Below are 24,746 nucleotides of genomic sequence, written 5' to 3'. Positions count from 1 at the left end.
TATATTCAGTTTATATAAAAAAACTAGTCTTAGATATATTGTTACGTAACCGAATCCTTTGTTGATGTTTTTATACAAAAAATTCATTTCTGGTTAATATAACAAGGGTCACAAATAAGTAAAATATTCAAATTACTTTATAATGAGGATCTATTATGTTTTAAAATTTTTAATTAGTTTCCCCCAACAGAAACCGGCACAAACTCAAACTTCCTCACATCCACTAGCCCTAAATCCGTAATTTTCAAAGTTGGAATTACTGCTAAAGACATAAATCCTAACGTCATAATCGGATCAACATCTTCTGATATCCCTAATACTTCTCGTGCAACTCTGTCTACTTTGCTTTGCTCTGTTACTACTTCTTCTCCTGATAAATTGCTCATTAAGCCGCCAACAGGTAGTGCCATACGACAAATGACTTCCCCATTGTTTACCAAGACCACCCCACCATCTTGTTGTTTTAAGCTTTCAATCACCACTGCCATATCCTCATCATTCGTTCCAGTTACAATTACGTTATGTGAATCATGAGCAATGGAAATACCAATTGCACCTTGTTGTATTCCATAATCCTTTAATAATCCAACAAATACATTTCCGGTGTTTTTATGTCTTTCCACTACAGCAATTTTGGCAACTGGTTTTTCTGGATTGTACACAAACTCACCTACGTCGTTCCGTTCCACTTCAACGATAGCTTCATTCGTCAATGCTTCCGTTTGAATAACCTCAATCGCTCTTGCTTTATTGGAATCTAATTTTAAACGAAGCTTCTCTTTAGAAAAGTCACCAATATGGACGCTTGATTGTACTGAAGTAGTGTCCGCTTTCGTAAATGGTGCTACGTACTCTCCTTGATTCGCTACTAACTTTCCATCGATGTACGTCTGTTCCACTACAAAATGGTTGAAATCACTAAAAATAACCAAATCTGCTTTTAATCCTGGCGCTACTGCTCCCCGATCAAATAACTGGCAGCTTTCTGCCGTATTAATCGTGGCCATTTGAATTGCTGTTATTGGATCAACATTTTCCTCTATACAAATACGGATGGAATGATCTAAATGCCCTTTCTCCAACATCGTTTTTGCCTGTACATCATCCCCACATAAACAACAGCGACGCGCATTTTGAGGCGTCACGCCTTGTAATAAAGTACGTAAATTTTGTGTTACCGATCCTTCCCGTAAGAATACATACATTCCTCGTGATATACGTTCTTGAAGCTCTTCTACAGTAGTACATTCATGATCATTTTTAACGCCAGCAGCAATATATGCATTTAGTTCCTTACCGCTTACCAATGGACTATGCCCATCAATTCGTTTATTTAAATTTCTAGCAACTAATAGTTTTTCTATAACACTATCTTGGGCATGAATAACTCCAGGGAAATCCATGAATTCCGCTAGCCCTGAAGCTTTTCCTTCTTCTAGAGGTGAAACCATATCGGATGCTGTTAAAACTGCACCTGCATTTTCCATATTAGTAGCTGGTACACAGGAAGGTAGCATATATTGGATATCTAAAGTGGTATGTTTTGCTGCCTCCATCATATAATCCAAACCTTTAAGACCTGCTACATTTACGATTTCATGAGGGTCTGCCATTACGGTAGTCGTCCCAAGGGGTACAAGTAAACGGCCAAACTCTTCTGGAGTCACATAAGAAGATTCCACATGGATATGCGGATCAATTAAACCAGGTGCAATATATTTTCCTTTTAAATCAACGGTTTCTTTCCCCTCATAGTCTTCCCCAATCCCAGCGATTTTCCCATCTATGATCGCTACATCACCCTCTAGGATATCGCCTTGATAAACGTCAACAATTTTTCCATTTTTTAATACGAGGTCTGCTATTTTCCGTCCCGCAGCCACGTCAATTAATTGCGTTAATTCACTTTTATTCATTTCTTCTTCCCCCATCTCTGAAATCAAATCCATTTTTGTCTTAGAAAGAAATAAAAAAGCCCGAAAAACTACTATACTCTAAACTATGAGTATAGCAATTTCTTCGAGCTACATGCCTGAAAAGATAGTAATAGAATAAATGATTCCGTTACTATATTTATTGCTACTCATAGTCAGTTCATTTACGGTAAACTGGTAGAAACTCGCAAGCCATATTCTTGCTATTATATGAGTAAATAGATGTATGTAATTATTAGTATTATAGCACTCCGTAATTAGATTTCAATACAAATTTTAACTATATATATTTCTTCTGTTGTATTATCAGCAACATGGATAAAGCTTGAATGATATTAACCATTTGGGTATAAAAAAGAATCCATGCTCTAATTTGAGCATGGATTCTTCTATTTATTTCATCAATTATTACTGAGCTGTATATCCACCATCAACAATTAAGCTATTACCAGTCATGAAACTAGAATCATCACTTGCCAAGAATAATACAGCTTTCGCCATTTCTTCTGGTTTACCTAGACGTTTCATTGGTGTAGCATTAGTTAGGAAATCTCTATCCGTATCACCTAAGATTGGTGTTTCAATAAATCCTGGGCATAATGCATTTACACGGATATTACGCTCAGCATATTCTAAACCAAGAGAACGAGTTAAGTTAACCACTCCACCTTTTGCAGCATTATACGCAGCGCTACCAGGTGATCCAACCCAGCCATACATAGAAGCTGTATTCACAATGACACCACTACCAGCCTTCAAGAATTCTTTAATAGCTGCTTGTGCGACTAAAAATACGCCATCTAAATCAACCTCTACAGTTTTTCTCCATTCAGCATATGTTAATTCTTCTGTAGGTTTTACCGCACCAATACCAGCATTATTGAATAGAATATCCACCTTACCAAAAGTTGATAATGTTTTAGCGTAAATATTTTTTACATCTTCTTCACTCGTTACATCCGCTTTTACGAAAACAGCTTCTGCACCTTCCGATTTTAATTCCGCTTCAAATTCAGTACCTTTTTCTTCGTTAAAATCAACTAGTACTAATTTCGCCCCTTCAGCAGCAAATAAACGCGCTGTTGCAGCACCGATACCAGATACACCACCAGTGATAACTGCTACTTTATCCTGTAGTTTACCCATTATGAATTCCTCCTGTTATAATATATTTATACAATCTTTTAATTGAAAAGGTTTACAAATTTATTGTAGTACTTAACGTTTTGTTATCCAACCATCAATACTTTCCTTATTGTCTATTAGGCAGACATATTATACGTAACTGTCTATTATTTATACAGATTTTAGTAAACTGTTTATTACAGGAGGTATCCTAATGACTGAACTTCTTTCCACTCCACGTAAAAACCGAACAAAAGAACATTTTCAATTAGCCCTTATTGCTTTAATCAAAGAAAAGGGATTCCAGTCTATTACGGTCAAGGATATTGTTCAATACGCCAAGTATAACCGAAGTACTTTCTATACCCATTATCAAGATAAATTTAATCTAGCGGAGGATTTGTTAAATACTATGCTCCTGGGAATAGAAGAAGCGGTCAGGAAACCTTATCAATCTATTCAAAAGGTTAATACCGTTCGACTTACTGCAAACTCCTTTAATATCATTTCCTATATATATGAGAATGGTAACTTCTTTGAGTTGATTACCTACCAAGATTCTATTCCAGAATTGCATACTAAATTTCCGGAAACTATCATAAAAATCTACCAGGATAAGTTTCAATTCGAAACGATAGATAACTTACCAGTAAATATGGATTACTTTACACGTTATACAGCATACGGATTTTACGGTCTGATATCTCATTGGATTAATACGGGATTTAACGCTTCTCAGGAGGAGTTTATTAAGGAAGTTATACGGTTAGCGCAAACACATATGGCTTCGGTTAGGTTTGTTGGGGAGGATTAGTTTGGAAATTTCCTCACTAAACCTAACTATTGCACATAAAAAAACCGCCTAATAATTAGGCGGTTTCATGCGTTTATAATTGTGGCGTAGGACCATGTGGTTCACATGCACATGTATTGCATTGTCCTCCCGACTTATACAAATCAGCTCATCGCTTGATAAGTATAACATCATTTCTATCTCAATGATAGCCCTATTTCACTATCAGCATCTATAAAATCTGATATACATTACTGGGTTAGGCATGATTAACATGCTCAAACAGAGGAATTTGTTAGTAGCTACTTAAAAAGGCACTTCCCCTAAATTATCGTTATTAAAAGCTATCACAAAGTTATTTAGATAGATTCAATGCTTCTTTCGATACATAGAAATCTTCTGAATTATAAACCGTTACACCATCAAGTACCTTCGTGAAATTTTTATTATTTTGTGTAACATAAGCAACGTTTTTATTAACAGGTAGCTCGATTTGAATATTTTTCTTTTCTGCAATAAATACAGGATTATTCTCATCAGTTACATCAATACGAGTCTTGTATCCTTTTTGTTCAAAAGACTCTCTTGCATTTACAAAAAGCTTGTCCGTTGATTTATCTAAATCAACATTTAAGAATTTAGCCATTGCTTTCGCTAGATCCGTGTTATCTACTAATCCTACTGGTTTAGATGGACCATACGCATAAAGAAAAACATCCTCTCCAGTATGCCCACCAGTAGAAAAGCCAATGTTCGCTCGATCTGCTAACATGTTAACCATATCTGCTGATAATGAATCCGATGACTTTAAATCATTAATTTCTTCATCTGTTAGGTTGTCTAAACCATATAATTCTGCTACTTCCTTCATATTAGAGCGATCAGCATTAAGTTGATTCAAAGCACCCTCAAGTGTCATTGTTGCTTTCTTTAAAGGATCAATATAATCAGATACTGGAATTTCAGGATAATTAGAGTTCGTGTTTAGATTTCCCATTGTAATCCCACTGTTTCCATGGTCACTAACAACGATTACCATTGTATTTCCATCTTTTTTTGCAAATTCTAGTGCTTCATGTACTGCATCATCAAAAGCCAATACGTCACTAATAATACCGATTGTATCGTTTGCATGTGCTGCCCAGTCTACCTTACTTCCCTCTACAAATAGGAAGAATCCTTCTTCATTTTTGGAAAGAGTATCAATACCCTTTTTAGTCATCTCAGCAAGGGATGGTTCATCATTGTTTGTAGCTTTACGGTCAAAGTCATAAGCCATAGCTGATGTGGCAAATGCTCCCCAAATCTTATCTGAATTGGAATTTAAAAGCTCATCACGTGTTTCAACAAAGTCATATCCTTTATCATCAAGTACTTGTACTAAATTTTCACCATCAACTCTGGAATTTCCTGATTGGCCTGGTAATAAGGATTCTTTTCCTCCTCCAAGAACCACATCAATTTCCTGATACACTTGTTGCTCGGCTATATCTTGGTAATTGCTGCGATGTACAGCATGCGAAGAAAATCCAGCTGGTGTTGCATGTTGAATTTCGGAAGTTGAAATGATACCTGTTGCCTTGCCTAGAAGTTTTGCTCCTTCTAATACGTTTGCTACTGGTTTAAAGGCATCTTCAGGATCAACAGCTTCAACGCCTGGGGTATTAACTACTTCAGGAAGAAGCCCAATAACCTTATCATTACTTTTATGTCCTGTAGCCAAAGCAGTTGCAGCTGGTGCTGAGTCGGTAATCGCTGATTCAGCTGAATGAGTACGGACTGCCCCAGTAACGATTTCATCCATGGCAAGGTTTTCTCCTTTATACCACCTTGCTAACGAAGTGGCACCTGCACTCGTTCCATCCATTACCATCATGATGACATTAGTAGGTTCTTTCTTCTTACTCTTAGCCTCTGTTAGACTATTGTACCCTACAAAACTTAATGATGATAAGGCTAAAACAGCCGCCGTCGTAATCATGGCTACTTTCTTACTCCATAGTTGCTTCATTTTCAAATCCCCTCTCCTAGTGAATGTTTTAAATTCATTTTCATTATAGAGCGGGAATATTAAGACAAGCTGACTATTACGTTAAATATTTGAAAATTAATTTATTACTTAATACTCAGATTAATACATAATACCTAGTTGTTAGATGATATATCGGGACTATATGTCCAATTGGCTTTTAGGTAATGCGGGCAATGTCTAGTAAATATGTAAAAAATTTGAAGCGTATAAGTGTTTAGAGATAAGGAAGGAGGAGAACTTCTCTCCCCCCTATTTGCTATGACAGGAAGTCATATCCTCCCACAGTTGAAGTTTTGATTTCTATTTTTCTCATTTATTTACCTTGATAATTCATATAAATGAATGGGTGAAAAGTTTTTAAGAATAAGCAGAAGATGCAACTATTCCTTACCTTTTTGTATGGAGAAAATTTTCACTAACTTTTTCCTCCGAACAATATGATAAAATTAAAAATAAGCTTATCATTACAAAAGAAATTTAATAGAGATTAAGGTGGTTGCAAAATGATTGATTTAAGAAGTGACACAGTAACAAAGCCGACAGAGTCCATGCGAAAAGCAGCATACACTGCTGAAGTTGGGGACGATGTTTACGGTGAAGATCCTACCGTTAATAGATTGGAAGAAAAAGCGGCAGAATTACTCGGAAAAGAGAAAGCACTTTTTGTGACTAGTGGAACACAAGGAAATCAAATCGCTGCCTTGACCCACTCAAGACCAGGTGATGAAGTTATTTTAGAAGCAAGCTCGCATATTTACATATATGAAGTTGGGGGATTTTCTGCATTAGCAAACGTCCAAACACGTCCAATTCAAGGTGTGAACGGAGCAATGGATCCAGAGGAAGTAAAGAATACGATTCGTACAGAGAACATACACTACCCAACTACTTCTTTAATTTGTATGGAGAATACCCACAACTTAGCAGGTGGAGCGATATTACCTCTAAGTAATATGCAGGCTATTTATGAAGTAGCTAAAGAAAATAGTCTTCAAGTTCATCTTGACGGTGCTAGGCTTTTTAATGCATCAGTTGCTTCGGGAATATCAGTGAAGGAATATGCTAAAAACGCTGATTCCGTTCAATTTTGCCTATCGAAGGGACTTGGGGCACCTGTTGGTTCTATCATTGCTGGGACGGTGGATTTTATTAACCATGCTAGAAAATGGCGTAAGATGTTAGGTGGAGGCTTAAGACAGGTTGGTATGATTGCTGCTCCCGGCCTAGTTGCACTAGAAGAAAATATTGATAGATTAGCAGAAGATCATTTTCATGCCAAAGTTTTTGCGGAAGGTTTAGCTAACATGAATGGTATTAAAGTAGAAAATAAGGTGGAAACCAATATAATTATCGTTAATGTAAAAGGAACCAGACATACTCCTGAAACATTCGTCGATGCATTAAAATCAAAAGGCGTTCTGGCAGGTGTGTTTGGTTTAGAAACCGTACGTTTTGTCACGCATTATGATGTATCGAGAGAGGATATTGATAGGGCTTTGGTTGCCGTACAGGCTATCGTTTAAATAGGGCATGTCCTGAATTCCCCTTGACTATAGCTCATAAGTTTTCCGGCTGGCTCGAAACGATTATCGTGGTGCAAGAAAACCTTTAGTTAAAAGGATGGTGTTTACCTATGATTAACCTTTACGATTGTATACAAGCAAAAGAAAATATTGCTGATTTTATTCATGAAACGCCGATTTTACACTCTTCTCAGCTTAGTGAAATATGTGGGAATGAAATGTATTTTAAAGCAGAGCATTTACAGAAGACTGGCTCCTTTAAGATTCGTGGTGCTACCAATAAGGTGTTACGAGCAGTCAAAGAAGGGGCGACTTTTGTCACTGCTGCATCCAGTGGCAATCATGGACAGGCCGTAGCTTATATAGCCAGACAATTAGATGTGCCAGCTACTATAGTTGTTCCAGTTGATGCAAATGAAAGCAAGCAAAATGCGATCAGAGCATATGGAGGAAATATAGAAAAATGTGGAACCACTTCAGCAGAAAGGCTACCAAGAGCAAAGGAATTGGCAGCTAAACATAATGGTATTTTTATCCCCCCATATGATGATCCATTAGTAATGGCAGGACAAGGCACAATAGGGCTAGAAATAGTAGATCAATTGGAAGATACTGACGCCATTGTTGTTCCAATTGGTGGTGGTGGATTACTATCAGGGATATTAACTGCAATTAAGCAAAAAAATCCGAAAGTAAAGGTTATAGGTGTAGAACCAGAGATTGCAAATGATACGTTTCTTTCATTAAAAAATGGAATGATTACTTCCATACCAGCAACTACCACTATTGCTGATGGACTTAGGACTAATCAGCCAGGCGATATGACATTTCCTATCCTTCAAAAATATTTAGATGATCTTGTACTTGTTTCCGAAGAAGAGATTAAGCTGGCACAATCTTTTGTTCTTGAACGAATGAAGCAACTAATTGAACCATCTAGTGCAGTGACCGTAGCCGCAGCAATGAGCAAAAAACTAGATATACAAAACAAGAATGTAGTGTGTGTGCTATCTGGCGGAAATGTGGATGTCAGAACGTTGAGAAGCTAGAGGGAAACTCCCTCGGTACTTTGTCACTTTAAAGCATTGAGGGAGTTCCATTTCTGATATGATGTTTTGTTCACTTTCATTACCTTAATAATAGTTTATTCTTAGAGCAATTAGGAAGAGTCCCCTACTTAACTAAATCATGCTTAAAAGCATAAATCACTGCTTGTGTCCGATCTTGAACCTCAAGCTTTCCCAGAATATTACTCACATGTACTTTCACTGTCTTCAGCGCAATAAACAATTCATCTGCAATTTCTTGATTCGATTTACCTTGAGCAACCAAAAGTAGAATTTCCATTTCGCGTTCGGTTAATTGATCATGAAGTTGTCGGGAGGGCTTTTCACGCATTTTAGTCATAATCTTTCCAGTTACCTCTGGTTCTAGAACAGATTGACCTTTATAAGTTGAACGAATTGCTTTAGCTATTTCTTCTGCTTTAGATGTTTTTAACATATAGCTTGTGGCCCCAGCTTCTAATGCAGGATACACTTTTTCATCATCAAGAAAACTTGTAACAATGATAATTTTTGCTTCTGGCCATTGTTCTATAATCTGTTTCGTTGCTTCAATTCCGTCCATTTCTTTCATCACTAGGTCCATTAGAATAATATCTGGCCTAAGTTCTAACGCAAGCTTCACTGCAGGAGCTCCATCGCTCGCCTCTGCAATTACTTCAATATCCCGCTGTGCAGAGAGATAAGCCGTAACACCGATCCTTACCATTTCATGATCATCTGCGAATAGGACTTTAATCACCTGCTTTCACCTTCCTTCCGTAAAATAGGGACCTTCACTTCCAACTGAGTACCTTGGTTTGGTAATGAAATAATCTTGAAAGTACCACCAACTTCAAGTGCTCGTTCTTGCATATTTTGTAACCCATATGATCCGGTTTTTACTGTACTCATATCAAATCCAACACCATTATCCTTCACACGTAAAATGGCAGTATTATCTCGCATTATCAACATAACATGAAGGGTTGTTGCTTTCGAATGCCTTAATGTATTAGATACCGACTCCTGTAAAATTCGGAATAACTGATCCTCTACACCTTTATCAAGTTGGAAGTCCTCTGCCTTCCAAGAGATGTCCATAGGAACCTTTTGTAATAATTCTAGTAATAACTCTTCTACACCCTCCAGTAGGGATTTTCCTTTAAGAGCTACAGGGCGTAGATGTAATAATAATGCCCGCATTTCCAACTGAGATTGTTGTATCATATTTTCAACTAGTCTTAATTGCTTTTGAATCGTATTATCCATTTCCCCTGCCGTATCATTAATGGCAGACATCATCATCGAGGCTGCAAATAATTCCTGACTAACCGAATCATGTAGTTCCCTTGCTAAGCGATTACGCTCTTGTACAACAATTTCCTGAAGGCTTTGTTCTCTCTCCTCGGCTCTTTGTGTTGCGAGATTTTGGAAATGTTCAGCCTGCTTATTTATCTTTTCTTGCAATTGCTTTAATTTCTGTTCTAGACTTCTTAATTCTTTGTGTGAGTTATTATCCAAATCTGTATTTTGACCTTTTATTAAGCTATCTAGCTTCCGATCTAAATCTTGAATTCGTTGCTTCCAATACCAGCCAATAGAAATTCCCAGAATTGCACCGGAGACTGTCGCAATTCCTAGAACTGCTAGGAGAAAGGAAACATCTCCTAATCGCATTTCTAAAAGCAAGGACCAACTAAATTCTTCTTGTAAGAAAAAGAATAGCCCTACAGATAAAACCACTAATACCAAACTATATATAATTCCTATCATCATGTGGCGAAGAACTGTCATCATATGCGCTTCACCTCAATATCACCTGAGAAAATAGAGGTTACGATTTTCACTCTAGGATAGGTCGTGTCATAATGTTCCGTTTGGAAAAATAATGACTTATTTACTAAATTTACATCTTTCTCATCAAAGATGTATGCCCTACCAAATACCGAGCTATGGTGAATACTGACCTCTACTTCATACGGAACATAAATTTCAATATTTCCAACTAAATGCCGGATAGAGATTACTGCTGTATCATTTGGTAGAACCGTATTACTTAAATCAATCACCCGATTTCCAAACGCACCATGAATATTAACATCTCGCCATTGATAAGCCATGTCCTCTGTCTGTACATCATCAAAAAACTGATTTTGAAATAGTGGTTTCATTTTAATTAGCTTTTCATTATTAATAACGTTGTTAGGTAGCGTCGGTTTCAGGCTTTTACTCTGCTTTGATTCATAATAATCTTTTAGCCACAATACAATTACCACGACAATCAAAAATCGAATTGCCCACAAATTTAATATGAAGAAAACAAAAAAGACAAGAAAAATCCAAAATAACACTTTCCCCCAAAGATGCCGGAAGTTTTTCCATCCAATATAGGCAAATATCGCAGAAAAAATTGCAGGAATTATGGCTCCACCAAATTGAAAAATAATTTCAAATATAAGAAGGATTACTCCTACGATCATAATCCAGTTGAGTGTTTCCGTTTTTAGTTTTTTGAACATAGCAGGAATCCCCCTTATCAACTCTTACAGGCCCAATTTCTTGGGCCTGTGTCATGAGTATACCATTTTTAGCTAGTTTTTGTGCATTTCAATTAATTCACTTTTTCCTTTGCTTGCATTTCTTTTTCCAGTTTTGCAATTTTGCTATCAAATGTGCTCTTATAGTAAGCGCTATTTACCCTATATTCCAAGTTATCGATATAGCGCTCCATCTCAGCAAACTTGGAAAAAGGTTTATCTGACACTTCTTCCATTACACGATTAATTTGATGATTGGCATGAAGTACATTCTCACGTCCCATCAATTCCATTCTGCGAAGTCGCATATCCTTGATACGGTGCTTCATTTCTTCATATTTCTGTTCCAACTCTTCTAGTTGCTCGATTGCTTCTTGGCGAGATACCTTCATTCTTTCAGCACGTGCTTGATATTCTTCTTTTTCCTTTTGAGCAAAGGCATGCATTTGCTCCTCACCTGCTTTTTCAGCAATGGAAGCTTGCTTCTCACGCTTTTCTGCCATTTCTGCAGCCTTCAAATATTCCTTTGAAAACTCATCCTTCAACTTATACTGACGCTCTATTAATTTGCGCACTTTCTCTACTTCTTGTTCCGCTTGCCGCAGATATTGATTTAAAGCACCAATTGGGTTTTTCTGTTCCTTTTTGTCTAGTAATTCATGTAAATCTGCTTCAATTGAATCTTTAATACGTGTGAATACATTTGTCATTTTGGTTTCTCTCCTTTTTTGGTGGCCCAAGGGGAGGCGTATATGTCCACGCTTTGGGCTCATGTTCTATTACACGAAACTTAATTCTTCATTTCCGCCCATTGCCGTTCAAAGTTTGTAAATGGATCACTATCATCAGTAGGACCAACCGGATTATGGTTATCCTTTTTCCAGTTTTTCACTATCCAGTACAATGCGAATGCAGCAGCAATTCCAATAACTGCATAAATATTTGTGAAACCAATTCCTAGGATCACTAGCCCAAGAATCACCCAACCAATTTTTGCCCCGACAGAATCGCTCTTTACGAACTTTTTGAAGATGATGTATAGCAACCACACACTAAGTCCTAATAAAACCATTGGACCCAGGTTAGCTAACAATACTAGTAGGGCAATTAACCCTCCTACAAACAGCATAAATTTTCTCATCTGATTGCCTCCTTTCTTTATCATGAATTAAGTCTATCGCGAAAATATGTTATGGATAATGAGCCTCAGCTATATTTTGAACTAGGTCCTGGGGCTTATATTGATGTAAGGCTTGAAAATATAGAAAACTGTTCTTATGTTACATTCGTCTGTATTGCTTATTTGTTGTTACACATTATGATGTATCAAGAGGAGATATTGATAAAGCTTTAATTGTGGTATAAGCCATAGTTCTAGCTTAAAACTGGTAAGAAGGTTGTTCGGGAAACTGTCGTGGATAACTACATGAAGGCTCCTAACCTCACAAGGAGTTAGGAGCCTCTTTTATGCTAACTTTGTATTTTTTTACTTACTCCATTTATCACAATTAGACTAACCTGACTCTGATTCAAAAATCTCACCGGCGCAATACTAGTCCCAAGCCCACTATCTATATACAAATACTGTTCCTCACCAAACTCGAATACGCCTTTATCTAGCTCTGGAAAAAAACCTTGATCCGGTGCTATTACTGCGCCAATTAATGGAAATCTAACTTGTCCACCATGTGTATGACCACTTAGTATTAAATCGGCATAAATATCATCATATTTCAGCACGACACCAGGTGAATGAGATAGCAATATCGTATAATGATCAGAATCTACTTTTTCAAATGCTAGTTTCATATTTTCGTGATTCGTTGATTCGTTATCGATTCCTACTAAATTAATAACCGTACCATCTATTCTAATCTGTGTGTTTTCATTACTTAATATGGTAATCCCACGTTCCTTAAGTCCTACTAAAAATTCTTCTATTCTCTTATTCTCCCACTCATGGTTTCCTGTTACAAAGAACACATCCTGATTAACTCTTTTTATTTCCTCAACTAATAAAAAAACATCTCTGAAGCTATCTGTGCTTCTATCAATTAAATCCCCCGTTAACACAATAAAATCTGCATTCGATTCTTCCACCATATTTATTAACTTTTCGTTGTTATCGCCGAACACTTTATTATGTACATCACTTATTTGTAACACACGAAGTTCAAAGTCAGATGGCAGTTTAAGAGACTCAAACTGTACATTATTTACTTTGAACACATTAGTATCAAAATAAGCTTTCACGAAAGAGCCTAGTATAAATAAAAATCCAAAGACAAATACTAATCTCTTTAGATAATAAAACTTTCTTTTTACTTTATTGGGCATAATTTAATCCTTCCTCAATACCTTCTACTTAAAAATTTATGCACTCTTCCTCTCTTAAGATATCCAAGTCATTATAACAAATAATGGTAAAAAGTGACAAAATCATTAAGCGTGTAACACCTTAATTGGATTGCGATTATTTTCTGTCCATTGTTTAATAGATTCGAGAATAACACTATTTGCTCGATTATTTTTTTCAATAGCATCTTTAGTTTCTATTCTGTATTCATTTATTGGATTTATAGGATATTCACCGCAAACATCGACACCAATAATCTCCTTATTGTGAAAGAGTGACTTCATCATTAGAATCATTTGCTTTAATTGAAGTGTCCCATGATCCCAAGAAGTTACAGCATCACTTGTATGGAGAACATCTTTATCTATGCTGATATATATCGATTGAGTTGGAATATTTTTGATAATCGATTTTGTAATGGTCTGTAGGTTAGATTGGAGTGAGTTTTCGGTATAGATGACGACTTTGTCGTGTATCGTCTCGGGGATATGTAGATGTGTTTCTTCACTCACACCAATAAAGAATACCTTCTTCAGCATGGGAAGATTTATAAGTGATTCCAGTACCCACGAACCGCAAGAAATTAATTGATCACTAGGCGCTTTAAGGGTATCAGAATGATGGTCGAATAATACTAGTGTGTACGGCTTCTTAATCTTCGCTTGAAGTAAATAGGATATATAATGATAGTTCCCGCTTCCCAAAAAATGAAGATCATGTAAAGGCTCTTCTACTAGTTTTTCTGTAATATCCTGTAGGTTGCTTTTTTCGCAAAATAAGCTGATGTTCCGCATGAAGTCTAAATCAATCCATTTGTAGGTGCCTCTAAGATAGAAAGTTTGTTTTCTGTATGTCCCATCAATGTTCAATATAGTAACATTACTTTCCATTCTGGTTCCCCCATTATTTTATTTTTAAAATTGTTTCTACTATTATAGCACTCTAGAATTAATCTGGTTGAACGGATGCCTAGTTAAAGTGAAAAAGCGTATCATTTAAGAAACGCTTTTTCATTTGAAATCAAATTCTTTTGATATCTATCCTTTATACGAATACATTTATTTAAATGTATAACTATATGTCTAGTCGCGGGCATTAATACTAAACCGGCAATTGTTTTTTTACTCCAGTATTCTGCAAGCCAGCTAGACTGCTGTGTAACGGCATTTTCATTAAATAGCTGTTTGATTCTATTGGGGTCAACTTGCACGGTAAACTGTCCAGGTTCTAATTGAGATATGATTTCCTGTGTTCTTCTCCCGACTTCTGATCGATACCGGAGTAAAGCATTAAAATCTATACACATACTTAGTTCAGCAATTTCTTTCTCAGGCATATCATTTCCAGAGTGTTCAAATGGAATATTTAATCGTTCTAGCCAATTTTTCTTCGTGAGAACTTGGTCCCCTCCTGCCACTAAAATATTCATCGTCATATCCTCGATACGAGTGGTATGCCAAAGATGCCAAGCAATGGAATTTTTTGTATCTGGGGTTTTAACCGGGTATAGCCTAAATATTGATTCATCTAAATTTAATAATAGTGAATCTTGTAAGTTCTCTTGATCTAATCTACCTGTAGTTGCCGTATGCAACAACGTATGTTGCGACAGAAATAAGTGAATAGCCTCAGTATGCTTTTCTGATTTTACAATGATTTCCTTTAATATCCTATGATTGTCATTCCAGACTTTTCGTTGGTTTTTATCCATAGTGAACCATTTCCTATCATCCTTTTTCTTTATCCCATTATAAATCTTACATTAGTTAAATAGAATCATTTATTCTAGCAAAAATCACAAAATTAACAAAAAAATTGTAATAATCTGTTATAATAGTTTTACAAATAAGAAGATAAAGGAGATTTTCTTATGATCCGCACTCCGGAATCCCTATTTGAAGATATAGCTCAAGATAGTGAAGTATTGCAACAATTTAAACATCACTCTTTACGCGTTATGTATTTATCATCAATGCTTGCAAAAGATGTCGGTTGTTATGATGACGATTTACGAGTAGCAGCATTTTTACATGATATTGGAAAAATCGGTATTGCGAAGGAAATATTACTAAAACCCGGTAAGTTGAATCCTATAGAGCGAACGATTGTAGAAAGTCATAGCCACATTGGTAACATTATCGTGCGGAAGGAACTAGGAAGAACCAGAGCAGCAGAATTTATTAGGGACCATCATGAAGATTGGAAAGGGACAGGCTATCCTAGGCGTTTAACAGGTGAGGAGATTTCTATCCAAGGGAGAATCATTCGTATCTGTGATTCTTTTGATACAATGACATATGATGAAAGAAATTACAAACTTACAAAAATGTCTCACCATGAGGCATTTGAAGAATTAGAAAGATGTTCCTGGACACAGTTTGACGGGAATTTAGTAGTAAAATTTATTAATTTATTAACTAGATTAGAACTTCCAGAGAATTGGTATGATACTTATAACTCAAGTTTTGTAAAAAAGATATTTGATCAAATTGAAAATCCTACAGATTTTTTATAGGGAACAAACAAAAAGAAAGCGGACGGAATAGTCGCTTTCTTTTTCTTTTACTTTATACTTTTCAATGCATCTTCCACTGTCTTATCACCAGTCATGATTTCAAGTGTTTTTCGATATGTTTTTTCCTCATCTAATGCCGCAACCACCGTTCTAGCTACATCTTCACGAGGAATAGACGTTTTTTGAATGTCTTCACCAATTGCTATTTTTCCAGTACCCGGATCATTTAATAGTAATCCTGGACCGAGGATTGTATAGTTTAACTTACTTGATACAAGTATTCTGTCTGCATAATGTTTAGCGACCATGTATGGTTTAATCGGGCTATCTTTCCAAGACTCGCGGTCATATGCTTTATAGGCACTTACCATAATATAACGATTCACACCTGCTTTTTCAGCCGCTTCCATCGATTTCACCGCACCATCTAAATCCACGAGTAAAGTCTTATCTGGACCAGTGTGACCTCCAGATCCAGCAGTGAAAATAACCGCTTCAGAACCTGTCATCGCTTCAACAAGCTCATCTACACTACCTTCCAAATTAGCCACAACTGATTTTACACCGGACGCTTGCAATTGTCGTGCCTGCTCTTCACTTCGGACCATTGCCGTTAATTCATGTTTATCACTTTCTTGAAGGAACTTAATAATATGTTTTCCAACCTGACCATTTGAGCCAATGAGAAATACTTTCATACAAGAAAACTCCCTTCACGTTTATACTTCTATTGTTTCAAATCAATGAGAATTTATCAAAGATGATGCCTTAAGGGAAAATTCCCACTACAACCCTTGAAGTATCTTAATTTCATTCCAAGCCTTTTAGAATGCAGTAGTAATTAAAGACTCAAACAAAAAACACGCTAGTTTCAAGTCTTAGCGTGTTCCGCTGAGGTTAATCCCCTTTAATTTCTGTAATCTGCTCCATATGCCGTTTTTCATGTAAGGGTACAAAATCAATCCACTGTTTTAATGATAGTAAACCAAAAACCGGATGAACCACAGCTTTTTCTTCTAATACGGTAGTATCTCCAATACTATCAATCAATTCGAGCAATTTATTCCTCGAGTTATTTAGCATTTCCACTATCTCATTTATCTCGAATGGACCTCCGCCTGGCTCAACTACTTTAGGAGCACGAACCTTCCTAGATCGATTAAGAACGAGAGTAATATCTTTCGGATCACTTTTCGTACCCTTATCTTCTCTTAATCCATACTTCACTGCTTTAATTGTAGAAAGTTCAACTAATACTAAATGATGACAAACCTGTGCGATGCTCCACTTGTCTTCGCTAGGTGTGGCATTAAATTCCTCTGTACTTAATCCTTCAATCAACATGAGTAACTCATCTCGAGTCACCTGGTAATAATCCGTAATAATGCTACTCATCCATATCCTCCTCTAATGTATCGTAATAACAACCTTTCCTCGTGAATGTCCCTCTTCAAAATACTTTAATGCCTTAGAAACCTCACATAATGGATAGCTACTATCGATGACTGGTTTTACTTTGCCAGCTTCAATAATCTCCTTCAAAAATACGAGATCCTTCTTGCTTGGTTTCTGCATGAAATTCACGAACTTCTTTTTCCCAAACAAAGAAACCCATGATCCTATAAACATCGTTTTATACATTTGACTAGAAGAACCTCCTACATGAACAAATATTCCATTTGGCTTAAGAATATGCTTATAAGTTGAAATAGTTTGTGAACCATTTACTCCAACGATAACGTCATACAACTGATTTAAGTTAGCTAAATTATCTTTTTTATAATCTATAATGTGGTCTACACCAATGTCTTTAGCTATTTCTACATTTCTAGTACTTACCACTGCTGTCACTTCAGCTCCATATGCTTTTGCAATTTGCATAGCAAACGTGCCGACTCCACCAGATGCACCTTGTATTAACACTTTTTGCCCTGTACCAATTCTTCCTTTATCACGAATTGCTTGCAATGCAGTAGTTGCAGCCATAGGAACAGCAGCTGCTTCTTCAAAAGATAGATTACTAGGTTTATGAGCAATAGCCTGATCTGATACAGCTACATATTCTGCAAAAGTACCCCAGCCACTACCGGACAAGTCACCATACACCTCATCACCAATCCTGAATTCCGTTACCTTCTCTCCGATTGCCTCAACTATTCCAGCCATATCCCCACCAGGAATCAGGAACTTCGGTTTCGTAATTCCAAATGCTAGCCTCGCAACATAAGGCTTTCCTCTTAGTAATACAATATTTCCATAATTGATTGATGCTGCATGAACTTTTACTAAAACTTCATTCTCCTTTAGCCCTGGTCTAGCTATTTCCTTTAATTCCAATGTTTCTGGTGAACCATATTTTTTAGAAATAATTGCTTTCATCTCCAACCTCCTTCTAAATTCTTTTTGGGATTATATTAATAAGAAAAAGAATTTATCGCATTGACTTATGTTAAGATGGGGTTGATTTATCAGCATTATTTTCATGAATTCGCTTTTTAATTCTACTTAATGACTCTGGTGTCATTCCTAGGTAGCTAGCTAATTGATGTTGGGGTACGCGGTTCACGAGATTTGGTCGTTTTTGGATAATCGATTTGTATCGTTCTTCAGGTGTTGAACTAATAAACTGGGTTAAATCATTCTGCGCTTCTCCAAGGTAGATTTCCATCATACGGCGAGTCATTTTTTCTAGCTCAGAGTATTGCTCATACATGTCTTCCTCGCTTTCGATATCACCAACAACTAATACCGCGTCTTCCACACACGTGAGGGAATATTTAGAGGTATGATCAAGTTCTAGAAGGTTAGACAACAAAATTGGCTGCTCCTCTGTATAGAAATTAGTGGTCACTTCTTTTCCATTACTATCAATACGATATTGCCTAATACAACCCGATAATACAAAGTAACATTTCGTGGGATTTATTGGATATCCTTGCTTTGCTAAATTAGTACCTTTTGAAAAAGTCTCTACCGCTATCTCTTCCAAAATAGCCTTTTGATCATCTTCATTCAGATTTGTATATTTAGCCATATACTGTAATAGCTTATCCTTCATCGCTATTCTCCTTTGTTAATCTTTGAGTTTATCATATCACTATCCGCCATTAAATAAATGTATAATTTTAATAATTGCGAGATTTTTATGGTCGATCGACATTTTTGAGAAACCTAACGGGTAATACATATGAAGTTCAGGTCAAATTTTGAAATGTTCAGGTATATTGTGAGATTCTTCGGGTCTTTTCCCGGAAACTTCGGGTCAATTTCTCAAAACTTCGTGTATTTACATAAAAAGGAGAACCTCACAAGTCGAGATTCTCCTCCTTTCTACTTCATCAACTTAAACACGATAAAATTAGCATTATTTAAATCCTCTTCAAAATCTGGATATTCCTTCAACATATCCTTTGAAAGCATCGGTTCAACTAAATCCTCTAGTTTAAACCCAGCTTTCAATATAGCTTTGAAATAACTAGTTAATGTCCTATGGTAAAAGACAATCTTCTCCTCAGAGTCGATTGGTAATCGTTGATCGTAGACACCTTCATAAAAGTACTTCTCCACTTTCCAGTACATCTTCTTTCCCTTTTCATTTCGAACCCAACCACTGTCAGGTGTGATAAAACAAGGATGAAGGATAGAAAAAATAAAAGATCCACCTGGTTTTAAAAGCCGATACATTTCGCACAATGCACTTTCATAATCCTCTAAATCTTGAATGACCATATTGGAAATAATTGTATCGAATTGATTTCCTTCTAAGAAGTTAAGATTCTCGCAATTACCATGATAGTAGATTATGCCTGCATCACTAGGAGTACGCTCTCTTGCAATCTCTAGCATTTTCTCTGAGTAATCAACCGATGTCATCCTTGCTCCTTTTTCCGCTAGTATTCGGCTAAGATACCCCTCGCCACAGCCTGCATCAAGTACCGCTTTTCCTTCTACATCATCCAACAATGAGAAAATCGTTGGGTTTAATAATACTACTCGACTCCTATCCCCTTCCTCTGTGTACCCTGCTGTAAAAGCCGCTGCATGAATATTCCATCGTTTAATTGCTTCTTCCGTTGACATTGTCCGTTTCATCCAATAACCTCCTAAAAATAATAACCGTAACGTTACGTTCTTGTGCACATGATAATTTTTACATAATCAGAAAAATAAATATAGACTTATAATTTAATTTTTTGTATCATGTAGATAGAGGCATAGCTTCTTTAAAACATGACACGAAAAGCCAGAAATCTACGATGATTTCTGGCTTTTTTTTATTTTACATTCTTTCCACACAAAAGCTCGTCTTATTATAATTCCTTCTGCATATATTTTATCCTGAGGTGAAGAAAATTGAGAGAAGCATCGGTGGATAAGCTACATATCTTTGTCATTATGTTTTTAGTCAGCTTGGTGATGAGTGTTCAGTCACCTATTTTTGCACCTTATGCAGCAAGCTTAGGAGCATCTAGCGTTTTGATTGGAATTATGTTAAGTATTGCAGCATTTGCTAATTTAACGGGAAATCTAATTGCTGGCCCATTGTCAGACCGTTTTGGAAAAAAGGGATTTATTGCGCTTTCCTTGTTCCTATCAGGTTGCCTATTTCTAGCTCATGCGCTCGTTTCTGACTCTACTAGTTTACTGGTGGTTCGTACACTGAACGGTTTGTCATTAGCATTCCTAATTCCTTCTGCATTGGCGTTACTATCTGGATATGCAAAAAATAGTCGTCAGCAAGGGAAAAATATTGCAATCATGGGGATACTCGGTACGATTGCAAGCATCATTGCACCTATTATTGGTGGTCAATTAGGTGCGCTCATTGGTTATGCCAATACGTATTACGTAATTGGAGCCAGCCTATTACTAACATCACTTTATACGGCAAAATTTTTGCAAGAAAAACAAGGGATTATCGCCATTAGACAAGCACAACAATTAGGTATTAAACAAGTTATAACGATGCCTAATTTACAAATTGTTTTCCTTACAGCCTTTGCTGTTATGTACATCCATGGTGTAATTATTTATGAAGTACCATATTTAACAGTTGAGCGTGGTCTATCTACTGCAACAACTGGTGTACTTTTTAGTTTTATGGGAATTGGGACTTTTGCTTCGTCATCCTTATTTTTTATCAACCGTTTTGATCCGACTAAACGGATGATGTTTGGATTATTCGGAATGTCTATGAGTATTTTCACCATATTAAATGCCCTAGTCACATTACCGATATCTTTATTCTTGTTAGGATTTTTCTTTGGAATTATGATGCCAGCGATGGCTACAGGGATTACCGATGCTGTATCAAGCGAAGGACATGGACGTGCTTTTGGTGTTATGTCTGCGGTTAACTCTCTTGGAATGATTTCGAGTTCTTTTATTACTGGAGTTACCCGTGATTTAGTTTCTCCTTATTTCATTGCTTTTCTAATTGGGATGGCAGTGCTAATCTTAGTTGGATATGCAAAGATAAAAATGCAAGTTAGCCATACTGATCGGTTGCCTCAACATTATTAAAAGAAATCCCCCCTATATAATTTAAGGGGGGATTTCAATTTTACCTCTCTATTTTCTCCAACTCATTCACAAAAGCCGGTTTTCGTTCATATGCATCTTTAAGATCTTGAACTAACGAATTAAACTTCGATTCTCCACAAGCTTCCTTATATACAAGTAGCTTCTTACATACGAAGCGATATCTTTTTCGCTCTGTTGCTTGTTCTGCTTCGAAAAGAATATGCTTCATAAAAATATCTTCCACTTTTTCGGGATAGTCTTCTACTAAAAAAGTGTAAAGTTCAATAACCGTGGAAGGTGCTTGTTCCACATACTTCAAAATCTTATCCGTACGATTTTCTGCCTTCGCAATATACTCATATACATGTGGGAGATAGTCTGAAGATCTTCCTTCAAATAAATCAAAAATATTTTCTAAAGCAAACTTCCATTCATCTGGAGTGTATAATTCCTTAAGCTTCCCATAAGCTTCATATTCATTGTCTAAAACAAATTCTACAAGAATATCTTTTTGCTTTTCAATATCCTCTATCTTTTCATAGACTTGTAGACGATATTCCTTCCATTGCTTCAAAAGGCCGGGATACTTACTATCATTCTCTTCCCCTTCTTCACAAAACTTCAACGCTGATTCATAGTTTTCATTTTCAATTTCTTTTTCGATAGCCATTTTACGGAATGCAGAAAACTCTATGTGATTATTAATGAACTGGCTAGCTTGCTCCATCTCACCATTTCGCTCTAAAATCTTTAATTGAAGTTGTAAAATTGCTTCTTTATCATAATCTGAAGACCACGAAGAAACCGCTGCAAGTTGGGTTAAAAGCTTATCCAACGTTTCTTCTAACTTTTTCCTTGCAGATGTACGAGCGGAATAAATGGTACATACATCTAATAGCTCATAGCGCGTATCGTTCCAACCATCATATCGTTTGTGCATTGCTTCCTTTAAAATTAAATTAAAGGTTCTCTCCTGCCCTCTGTGATTCGATGAAAGTAGTACTAGTGAAGATGCATCTTGAAGTAAAGTAATGCTTTCATTAACGATATATCCAATTTCCCCATTCGAATCATCGGTATATTGAAGCATGTCAACTACAATAGAAAGCACAGCAATTCCTAATTCAACTGCTTTCTCCTCTTCCCCACTTACCATCTTATTCCGACCTTTATCGATTACCATCTCTGCTCCTTGAAGTGCAGCATGTACATTACGCCAAGAAATAAAACCTTGTCTCTTATTTTCATTTATATATTTACGAATCAATTGTTTACTAGCTTTCACTTCATCGTGAGGTGTGAAAAGTTTAAATTCAATCTTTTTCGCAATATCTTCATCCCCGTCAACAAGCTCCATTAGTAAATCAACTAATTCTTTTTTGGTAAGCTTTGAAATTTCTTTTTGTAAATCCAAACTTTCTCTCCTCTCTTCCATCAACTATCTTATACTAGTGTAGCATAAACTTCACAGGCAATCGCAAATGATACTATCACTTACTTGTATACCCTTACAAAATTCACAAGATGCAGTTTCATTATATGTTCGGTATTTATCTGTATAACTTTAAAAAGACTTAATTTTCCTTATCCATCCTAATACATATAGGATTATCACAGACGGGTACAATAATAATTATAAAAACTTCGAGCTCTTACGTATGATTCATGTTACAGTTAAGAGGACAACTATAAAGGTGAGGAGAGTACACATGATTGAAATAAAAACATCTTCACTTAGTGATGGAGAGTTCAATAGAGGCGTGTTTGCAACAAAGGATATTAAGAAAGGTGAACTAATACACGAGGCACCAGTCATTGCCTATCCAAATGATCAGCATCACCATATAGAAAAAACTCTACTTGCCGATTATGCATTTGAGTATGGGATAAACCATACAGCAATCCTACTTGGCTATGGAATGTTATTTAATCATTCCTATGAGCCAAACGCAGTTTACGAAATTAATTTCGATAACCACACATTTGATTTTTATGCATACACAGATATTAAAGCCGGCGATGAAATATTAATTAATTACAATGGCTATGCTGACGACAAAGAATTACTTTGGTTTGATAGAGAATGACGTAAAGCACTACTAAAAAGTACAGAAATAATGAACCATTGCCAGCATTTTTCATACAATTTTAAGAGGTGATGAAAATGGCAAGAGTTAAGTATACAGATAACGACATTAACCTAGTGGCAAGAATGATGCGGGCAGAAGCAGAAGGTGAAGGTAAACTTGGCATGCTTATGGTTGGAAACGTAATTGTAAATCGACTAGCAGCAAATTGTTTGGATTTTGTAGGTTTAAGATCCATTTCGGATGTCATTTATCAAGTACAAGGTGGAAATTACTCATTTGAAGCCGTACAAAAAGGGAATGTTTTTTATAATAGGGCAAGAGATGTAGAAAAAAGATTAGCTAAACAAACGTTAGACTACTGGAGACAACACCCTTCTAAGTTCGCTCTTTGGTACTTTAATCCATATGGTGAGTGCCCACCGACATGGTATGATCAACCATTTGCAGGGAATTTCAAACAACATTGCTACTACGAGCCACAAGCTAATACATGTGAAAGTGTTTATTCAGGGTAGAATCTCTATACAATTTGAGGATTTTAATCAGCAGTTTAATTTATGGACTGCTGTTTTTTTATTACGCGAAATTTCAACTTAAAAACGGAATGAGGAAATGTTAAGATAGTATTATGTAATTTTAAAGAGAGAGATGGATATAATGATAGACACTGATTTACTTTTCATTTTATTTATACCGTGGCTACTTTACAGAATAATAGTTTGGATTATTAAAAAGCAAATTTCTATTAAGACAGAAGTTATTAAAGCATTATTTTACTTTTCAATTACATTTATTTATTGTCTAACGCTCTTCCCATTTCCTTTTTATGTTTACCCACATCTCGAAACTAATGGGTTTTTAGGAATTAACCTAATTCCTTTTAAAAGCATTTATGGCTCACTTACTCATTTTTACTATATGGTCCCTTTACGGAATATAGCGGGTAATATTTTATTATTTATGCCATTAGGATTCTCTATCCCGTTTCGATTCCAAGTAAAAAATATGTGGAAAGTTATATTGATAGGCTTTTCCGCTTCACTATTAGTAGAAACTACGCAGTTATTTTCAGGTACTCGCTCGTTTGATGTTGATGATCTAATATTGAATACTTTAGGAACGGCACTTGGATTTTTCAGTTATCGATTAGTGGTTAGGCTGACAAATATTCTTTCACATAAAAACAACAAGCAGTCCACATAATGAAATTTTGGACAGCTTGTTGTTTTACTTTTTACTCCAAAGTTGTTCTTTTTTAGAAAAGAAAAGGAG

General features: G+C 36.1%; 25 protein-coding genes and 1 riboswitch. Of the genes, 8 read left to right on the top strand and 17 right to left on the bottom strand.

Annotated features, from left to right (window positions below; translation table 11 throughout):
- Window positions 1-173: 173 nt before the first annotated feature.
- Together ade and AB1K81_RS00515 are read right to left on the bottom strand one after the other, a co-directional pair.
- Window positions 174-1,916, bottom strand: coding sequence for an adenine deaminase (gene ade / locus AB1K81_RS00520; protein WP_412974696.1), 1,743 nt, complete (start codon window positions 1,914-1,916; stop codon window positions 174-176).
- Between the two features lie 150 nt (window positions 1,917-2,066).
- Window positions 2,067-2,168, bottom strand: a riboswitch (purine riboswitch).
- A gap of 174 nt (window positions 2,169-2,342) precedes the next feature.
- On the bottom strand, window positions 2,343-3,080 hold the full coding sequence (locus AB1K81_RS00515; protein ID WP_412974695.1) for an SDR family NAD(P)-dependent oxidoreductase: 738 nt from the start codon (window positions 3,078-3,080) through the stop codon (window positions 2,343-2,345).
- Window positions 3,081-3,273: 193 nt separating this feature from the next.
- Between AB1K81_RS00515 and AB1K81_RS00510 the strand changes: the two genes are divergently transcribed.
- Window positions 3,274-3,873, top strand: coding sequence for a TetR/AcrR family transcriptional regulator (locus AB1K81_RS00510; RefSeq protein ID WP_412974694.1), 600 nt, complete (start codon window positions 3,274-3,276; stop codon window positions 3,871-3,873).
- A gap of 334 nt (window positions 3,874-4,207) precedes the next feature.
- Here AB1K81_RS00510 and AB1K81_RS00505 read toward each other — a convergent pair whose 3' ends face one another.
- Complete coding sequence (locus AB1K81_RS00505; RefSeq protein WP_412974693.1) at window positions 4,208-5,863, bottom strand: alkaline phosphatase; 1,656 nt, start codon at window positions 5,861-5,863, stop codon at window positions 4,208-4,210.
- Window positions 5,864-6,387: 524 nt separating this feature from the next.
- Between AB1K81_RS00505 and ltaE the strand changes: the two genes are divergently transcribed.
- Window positions 6,388-7,407, top strand: a complete 1,020-nt coding sequence (ltaE, locus tag AB1K81_RS00500; protein ID WP_412974692.1) for a low-specificity L-threonine aldolase — start codon at window positions 6,388-6,390, stop codon at window positions 7,405-7,407.
- A gap of 110 nt (window positions 7,408-7,517) precedes the next feature.
- Window positions 7,518-8,456 (top strand): threonine ammonia-lyase, encoded by a 939-nt coding sequence (locus tag AB1K81_RS00495; protein WP_412974691.1) that lies wholly within the window; start codon window positions 7,518-7,520, stop codon window positions 8,454-8,456.
- 124 nt (window positions 8,457-8,580) lie between these two features.
- Here the strand turns inward: AB1K81_RS00495 and AB1K81_RS00490 are convergent, their stop codons facing one another.
- From AB1K81_RS00490 to AB1K81_RS00455, 8 genes are all read right to left on the bottom strand, one after another.
- Window positions 8,581-9,213: a response regulator gene (locus tag AB1K81_RS00490; protein WP_412974690.1), complete on the bottom strand. Its 633-nt coding sequence runs from the start codon at window positions 9,211-9,213 to the stop codon at window positions 8,581-8,583.
- Window positions 9,210-10,250: a sensor histidine kinase gene (locus AB1K81_RS00485; protein WP_412974689.1), complete on the bottom strand. Its 1,041-nt coding sequence runs from the start codon at window positions 10,248-10,250 to the stop codon at window positions 9,210-9,212. Before AB1K81_RS00485 ends, AB1K81_RS00490 begins: the two co-directional genes overlap by 4 nt.
- A complete protein-coding gene (gene liaF, locus AB1K81_RS00480) occupies window positions 10,247-10,972 on the bottom strand; it encodes a cell wall-active antibiotics response protein LiaF (protein ID WP_412974688.1) in 726 nt (241 codons plus the stop codon). The genes AB1K81_RS00485 and liaF overlap by 4 nt, the downstream gene beginning before the upstream one ends.
- Window positions 10,973-11,064: 92 nt before the next feature.
- The gene (locus AB1K81_RS00475) at window positions 11,065-11,700 is read right to left on the bottom strand and encodes a PspA/IM30 family protein (RefSeq protein WP_412974687.1); all 636 of its coding nucleotides are present in this window, start codon (window positions 11,698-11,700) and stop codon (window positions 11,065-11,067) included.
- 80 nt (window positions 11,701-11,780) lie between these two features.
- Window positions 11,781-12,131, bottom strand: a complete 351-nt coding sequence (locus tag AB1K81_RS00470) for a lmo0954 family membrane protein (RefSeq protein ID WP_412974686.1) — start codon at window positions 12,129-12,131, stop codon at window positions 11,781-11,783.
- Window positions 12,132-12,460: 329 nt separating this feature from the next.
- Window positions 12,461-13,327: a metallophosphoesterase gene (locus AB1K81_RS00465; RefSeq protein WP_412974685.1), complete on the bottom strand. Its 867-nt coding sequence runs from the start codon at window positions 13,325-13,327 to the stop codon at window positions 12,461-12,463.
- Window positions 13,328-13,432: 105 nt separating this feature from the next.
- Window positions 13,433-14,236, bottom strand: coding sequence for an arginase family protein (locus AB1K81_RS00460; RefSeq protein WP_412974684.1), 804 nt, complete (start codon window positions 14,234-14,236; stop codon window positions 13,433-13,435).
- A gap of 101 nt (window positions 14,237-14,337) precedes the next feature.
- Window positions 14,338-15,057 carry a DinB family protein gene (locus AB1K81_RS00455; RefSeq protein WP_412974683.1) on the bottom strand — a complete coding sequence of 240 codons (720 nt, stop codon included), beginning with the start codon at window positions 15,055-15,057 and terminating at the stop codon, window positions 14,338-14,340.
- Between the two features lie 159 nt (window positions 15,058-15,216).
- Here AB1K81_RS00455 and AB1K81_RS00450 point away from each other — a divergent pair, with 159 nt between their 5' ends.
- A complete protein-coding gene (locus AB1K81_RS00450) occupies window positions 15,217-15,861 on the top strand; it encodes an HD-GYP domain-containing protein (protein ID WP_412974682.1) in 645 nt (214 codons plus the stop codon).
- Window positions 15,862-15,908: 47 nt separating this feature from the next.
- On the opposite strand, the gene AB1K81_RS00445 is transcribed toward AB1K81_RS00450, so the two are convergent.
- From AB1K81_RS00445 to AB1K81_RS00425, 5 genes are all read right to left on the bottom strand, one after another.
- Window positions 15,909-16,559: an SDR family oxidoreductase gene (locus tag AB1K81_RS00445; RefSeq protein ID WP_412974681.1), complete on the bottom strand. Its 651-nt coding sequence runs from the start codon at window positions 16,557-16,559 to the stop codon at window positions 15,909-15,911.
- A gap of 199 nt (window positions 16,560-16,758) precedes the next feature.
- On the bottom strand, window positions 16,759-17,256 hold the full coding sequence (locus AB1K81_RS00440; RefSeq protein WP_412974680.1) for a DinB family protein: 498 nt from the start codon (window positions 17,254-17,256) through the stop codon (window positions 16,759-16,761).
- A 12-nt stretch (window positions 17,257-17,268) separates the two neighbouring features.
- Window positions 17,269-18,240, bottom strand: a complete 972-nt coding sequence (locus tag AB1K81_RS00435) for an NAD(P)-dependent alcohol dehydrogenase (RefSeq protein WP_412974679.1) — start codon at window positions 18,238-18,240, stop codon at window positions 17,269-17,271.
- A 70-nt stretch (window positions 18,241-18,310) separates the two neighbouring features.
- The gene (locus tag AB1K81_RS00430) at window positions 18,311-18,919 is read right to left on the bottom strand and encodes a Crp/Fnr family transcriptional regulator (protein WP_412974678.1); all 609 of its coding nucleotides are present in this window, start codon (window positions 18,917-18,919) and stop codon (window positions 18,311-18,313) included.
- A gap of 272 nt (window positions 18,920-19,191) precedes the next feature.
- Window positions 19,192-19,953, bottom strand: coding sequence for a class I SAM-dependent methyltransferase (locus tag AB1K81_RS00425; protein WP_412974677.1), 762 nt, complete (start codon window positions 19,951-19,953; stop codon window positions 19,192-19,194).
- A gap of 261 nt (window positions 19,954-20,214) precedes the next feature.
- Between AB1K81_RS00425 and AB1K81_RS00420 the strand changes: the two genes are divergently transcribed.
- Window positions 20,215-21,384 (top strand): MFS transporter, encoded by a 1,170-nt coding sequence (locus AB1K81_RS00420; protein WP_412974676.1) that lies wholly within the window; start codon window positions 20,215-20,217, stop codon window positions 21,382-21,384.
- Window positions 21,385-21,424: 40 nt separating this feature from the next.
- On the opposite strand, the gene AB1K81_RS00415 is transcribed toward AB1K81_RS00420, so the two are convergent.
- On the bottom strand, window positions 21,425-22,798 hold the full coding sequence (locus AB1K81_RS00415; protein WP_412974675.1) for a DUF6880 family protein: 1,374 nt from the start codon (window positions 22,796-22,798) through the stop codon (window positions 21,425-21,427).
- Window positions 22,799-23,093: 295 nt separating this feature from the next.
- Between AB1K81_RS00415 and AB1K81_RS00410 the strand changes: the two genes are divergently transcribed.
- The 3 genes from AB1K81_RS00410 to AB1K81_RS00400 all read left to right on the top strand — a co-directional run bounded on the left by AB1K81_RS00410 (window position 23,094) and on the right by AB1K81_RS00400 (window position 24,677).
- Window positions 23,094-23,471, top strand: a complete 378-nt coding sequence (locus AB1K81_RS00410; RefSeq protein ID WP_412974674.1) for an SET domain-containing protein — start codon at window positions 23,094-23,096, stop codon at window positions 23,469-23,471.
- A gap of 77 nt (window positions 23,472-23,548) precedes the next feature.
- Window positions 23,549-23,989 (top strand): cell wall hydrolase, encoded by a 441-nt coding sequence (locus tag AB1K81_RS00405; RefSeq protein ID WP_412974673.1) that lies wholly within the window; start codon window positions 23,549-23,551, stop codon window positions 23,987-23,989.
- A gap of 142 nt (window positions 23,990-24,131) precedes the next feature.
- Complete coding sequence (locus tag AB1K81_RS00400; RefSeq protein ID WP_412974672.1) at window positions 24,132-24,677, top strand: VanZ family protein; 546 nt, start codon at window positions 24,132-24,134, stop codon at window positions 24,675-24,677.
- Window positions 24,678-24,746: the final 69 nt, after the last annotated feature.

It is taken from the genome of Ornithinibacillus jepli (assembly GCF_047228935.1).
Classification (GTDB): domain Bacteria; phylum Bacillota; class Bacilli; order Bacillales; family Amphibacillaceae; genus Ornithinibacillus.
The sequence above is the reverse complement of the archived record's forward strand: the minus strand, read 5'-3'. Positions and strand labels throughout refer to the sequence as shown.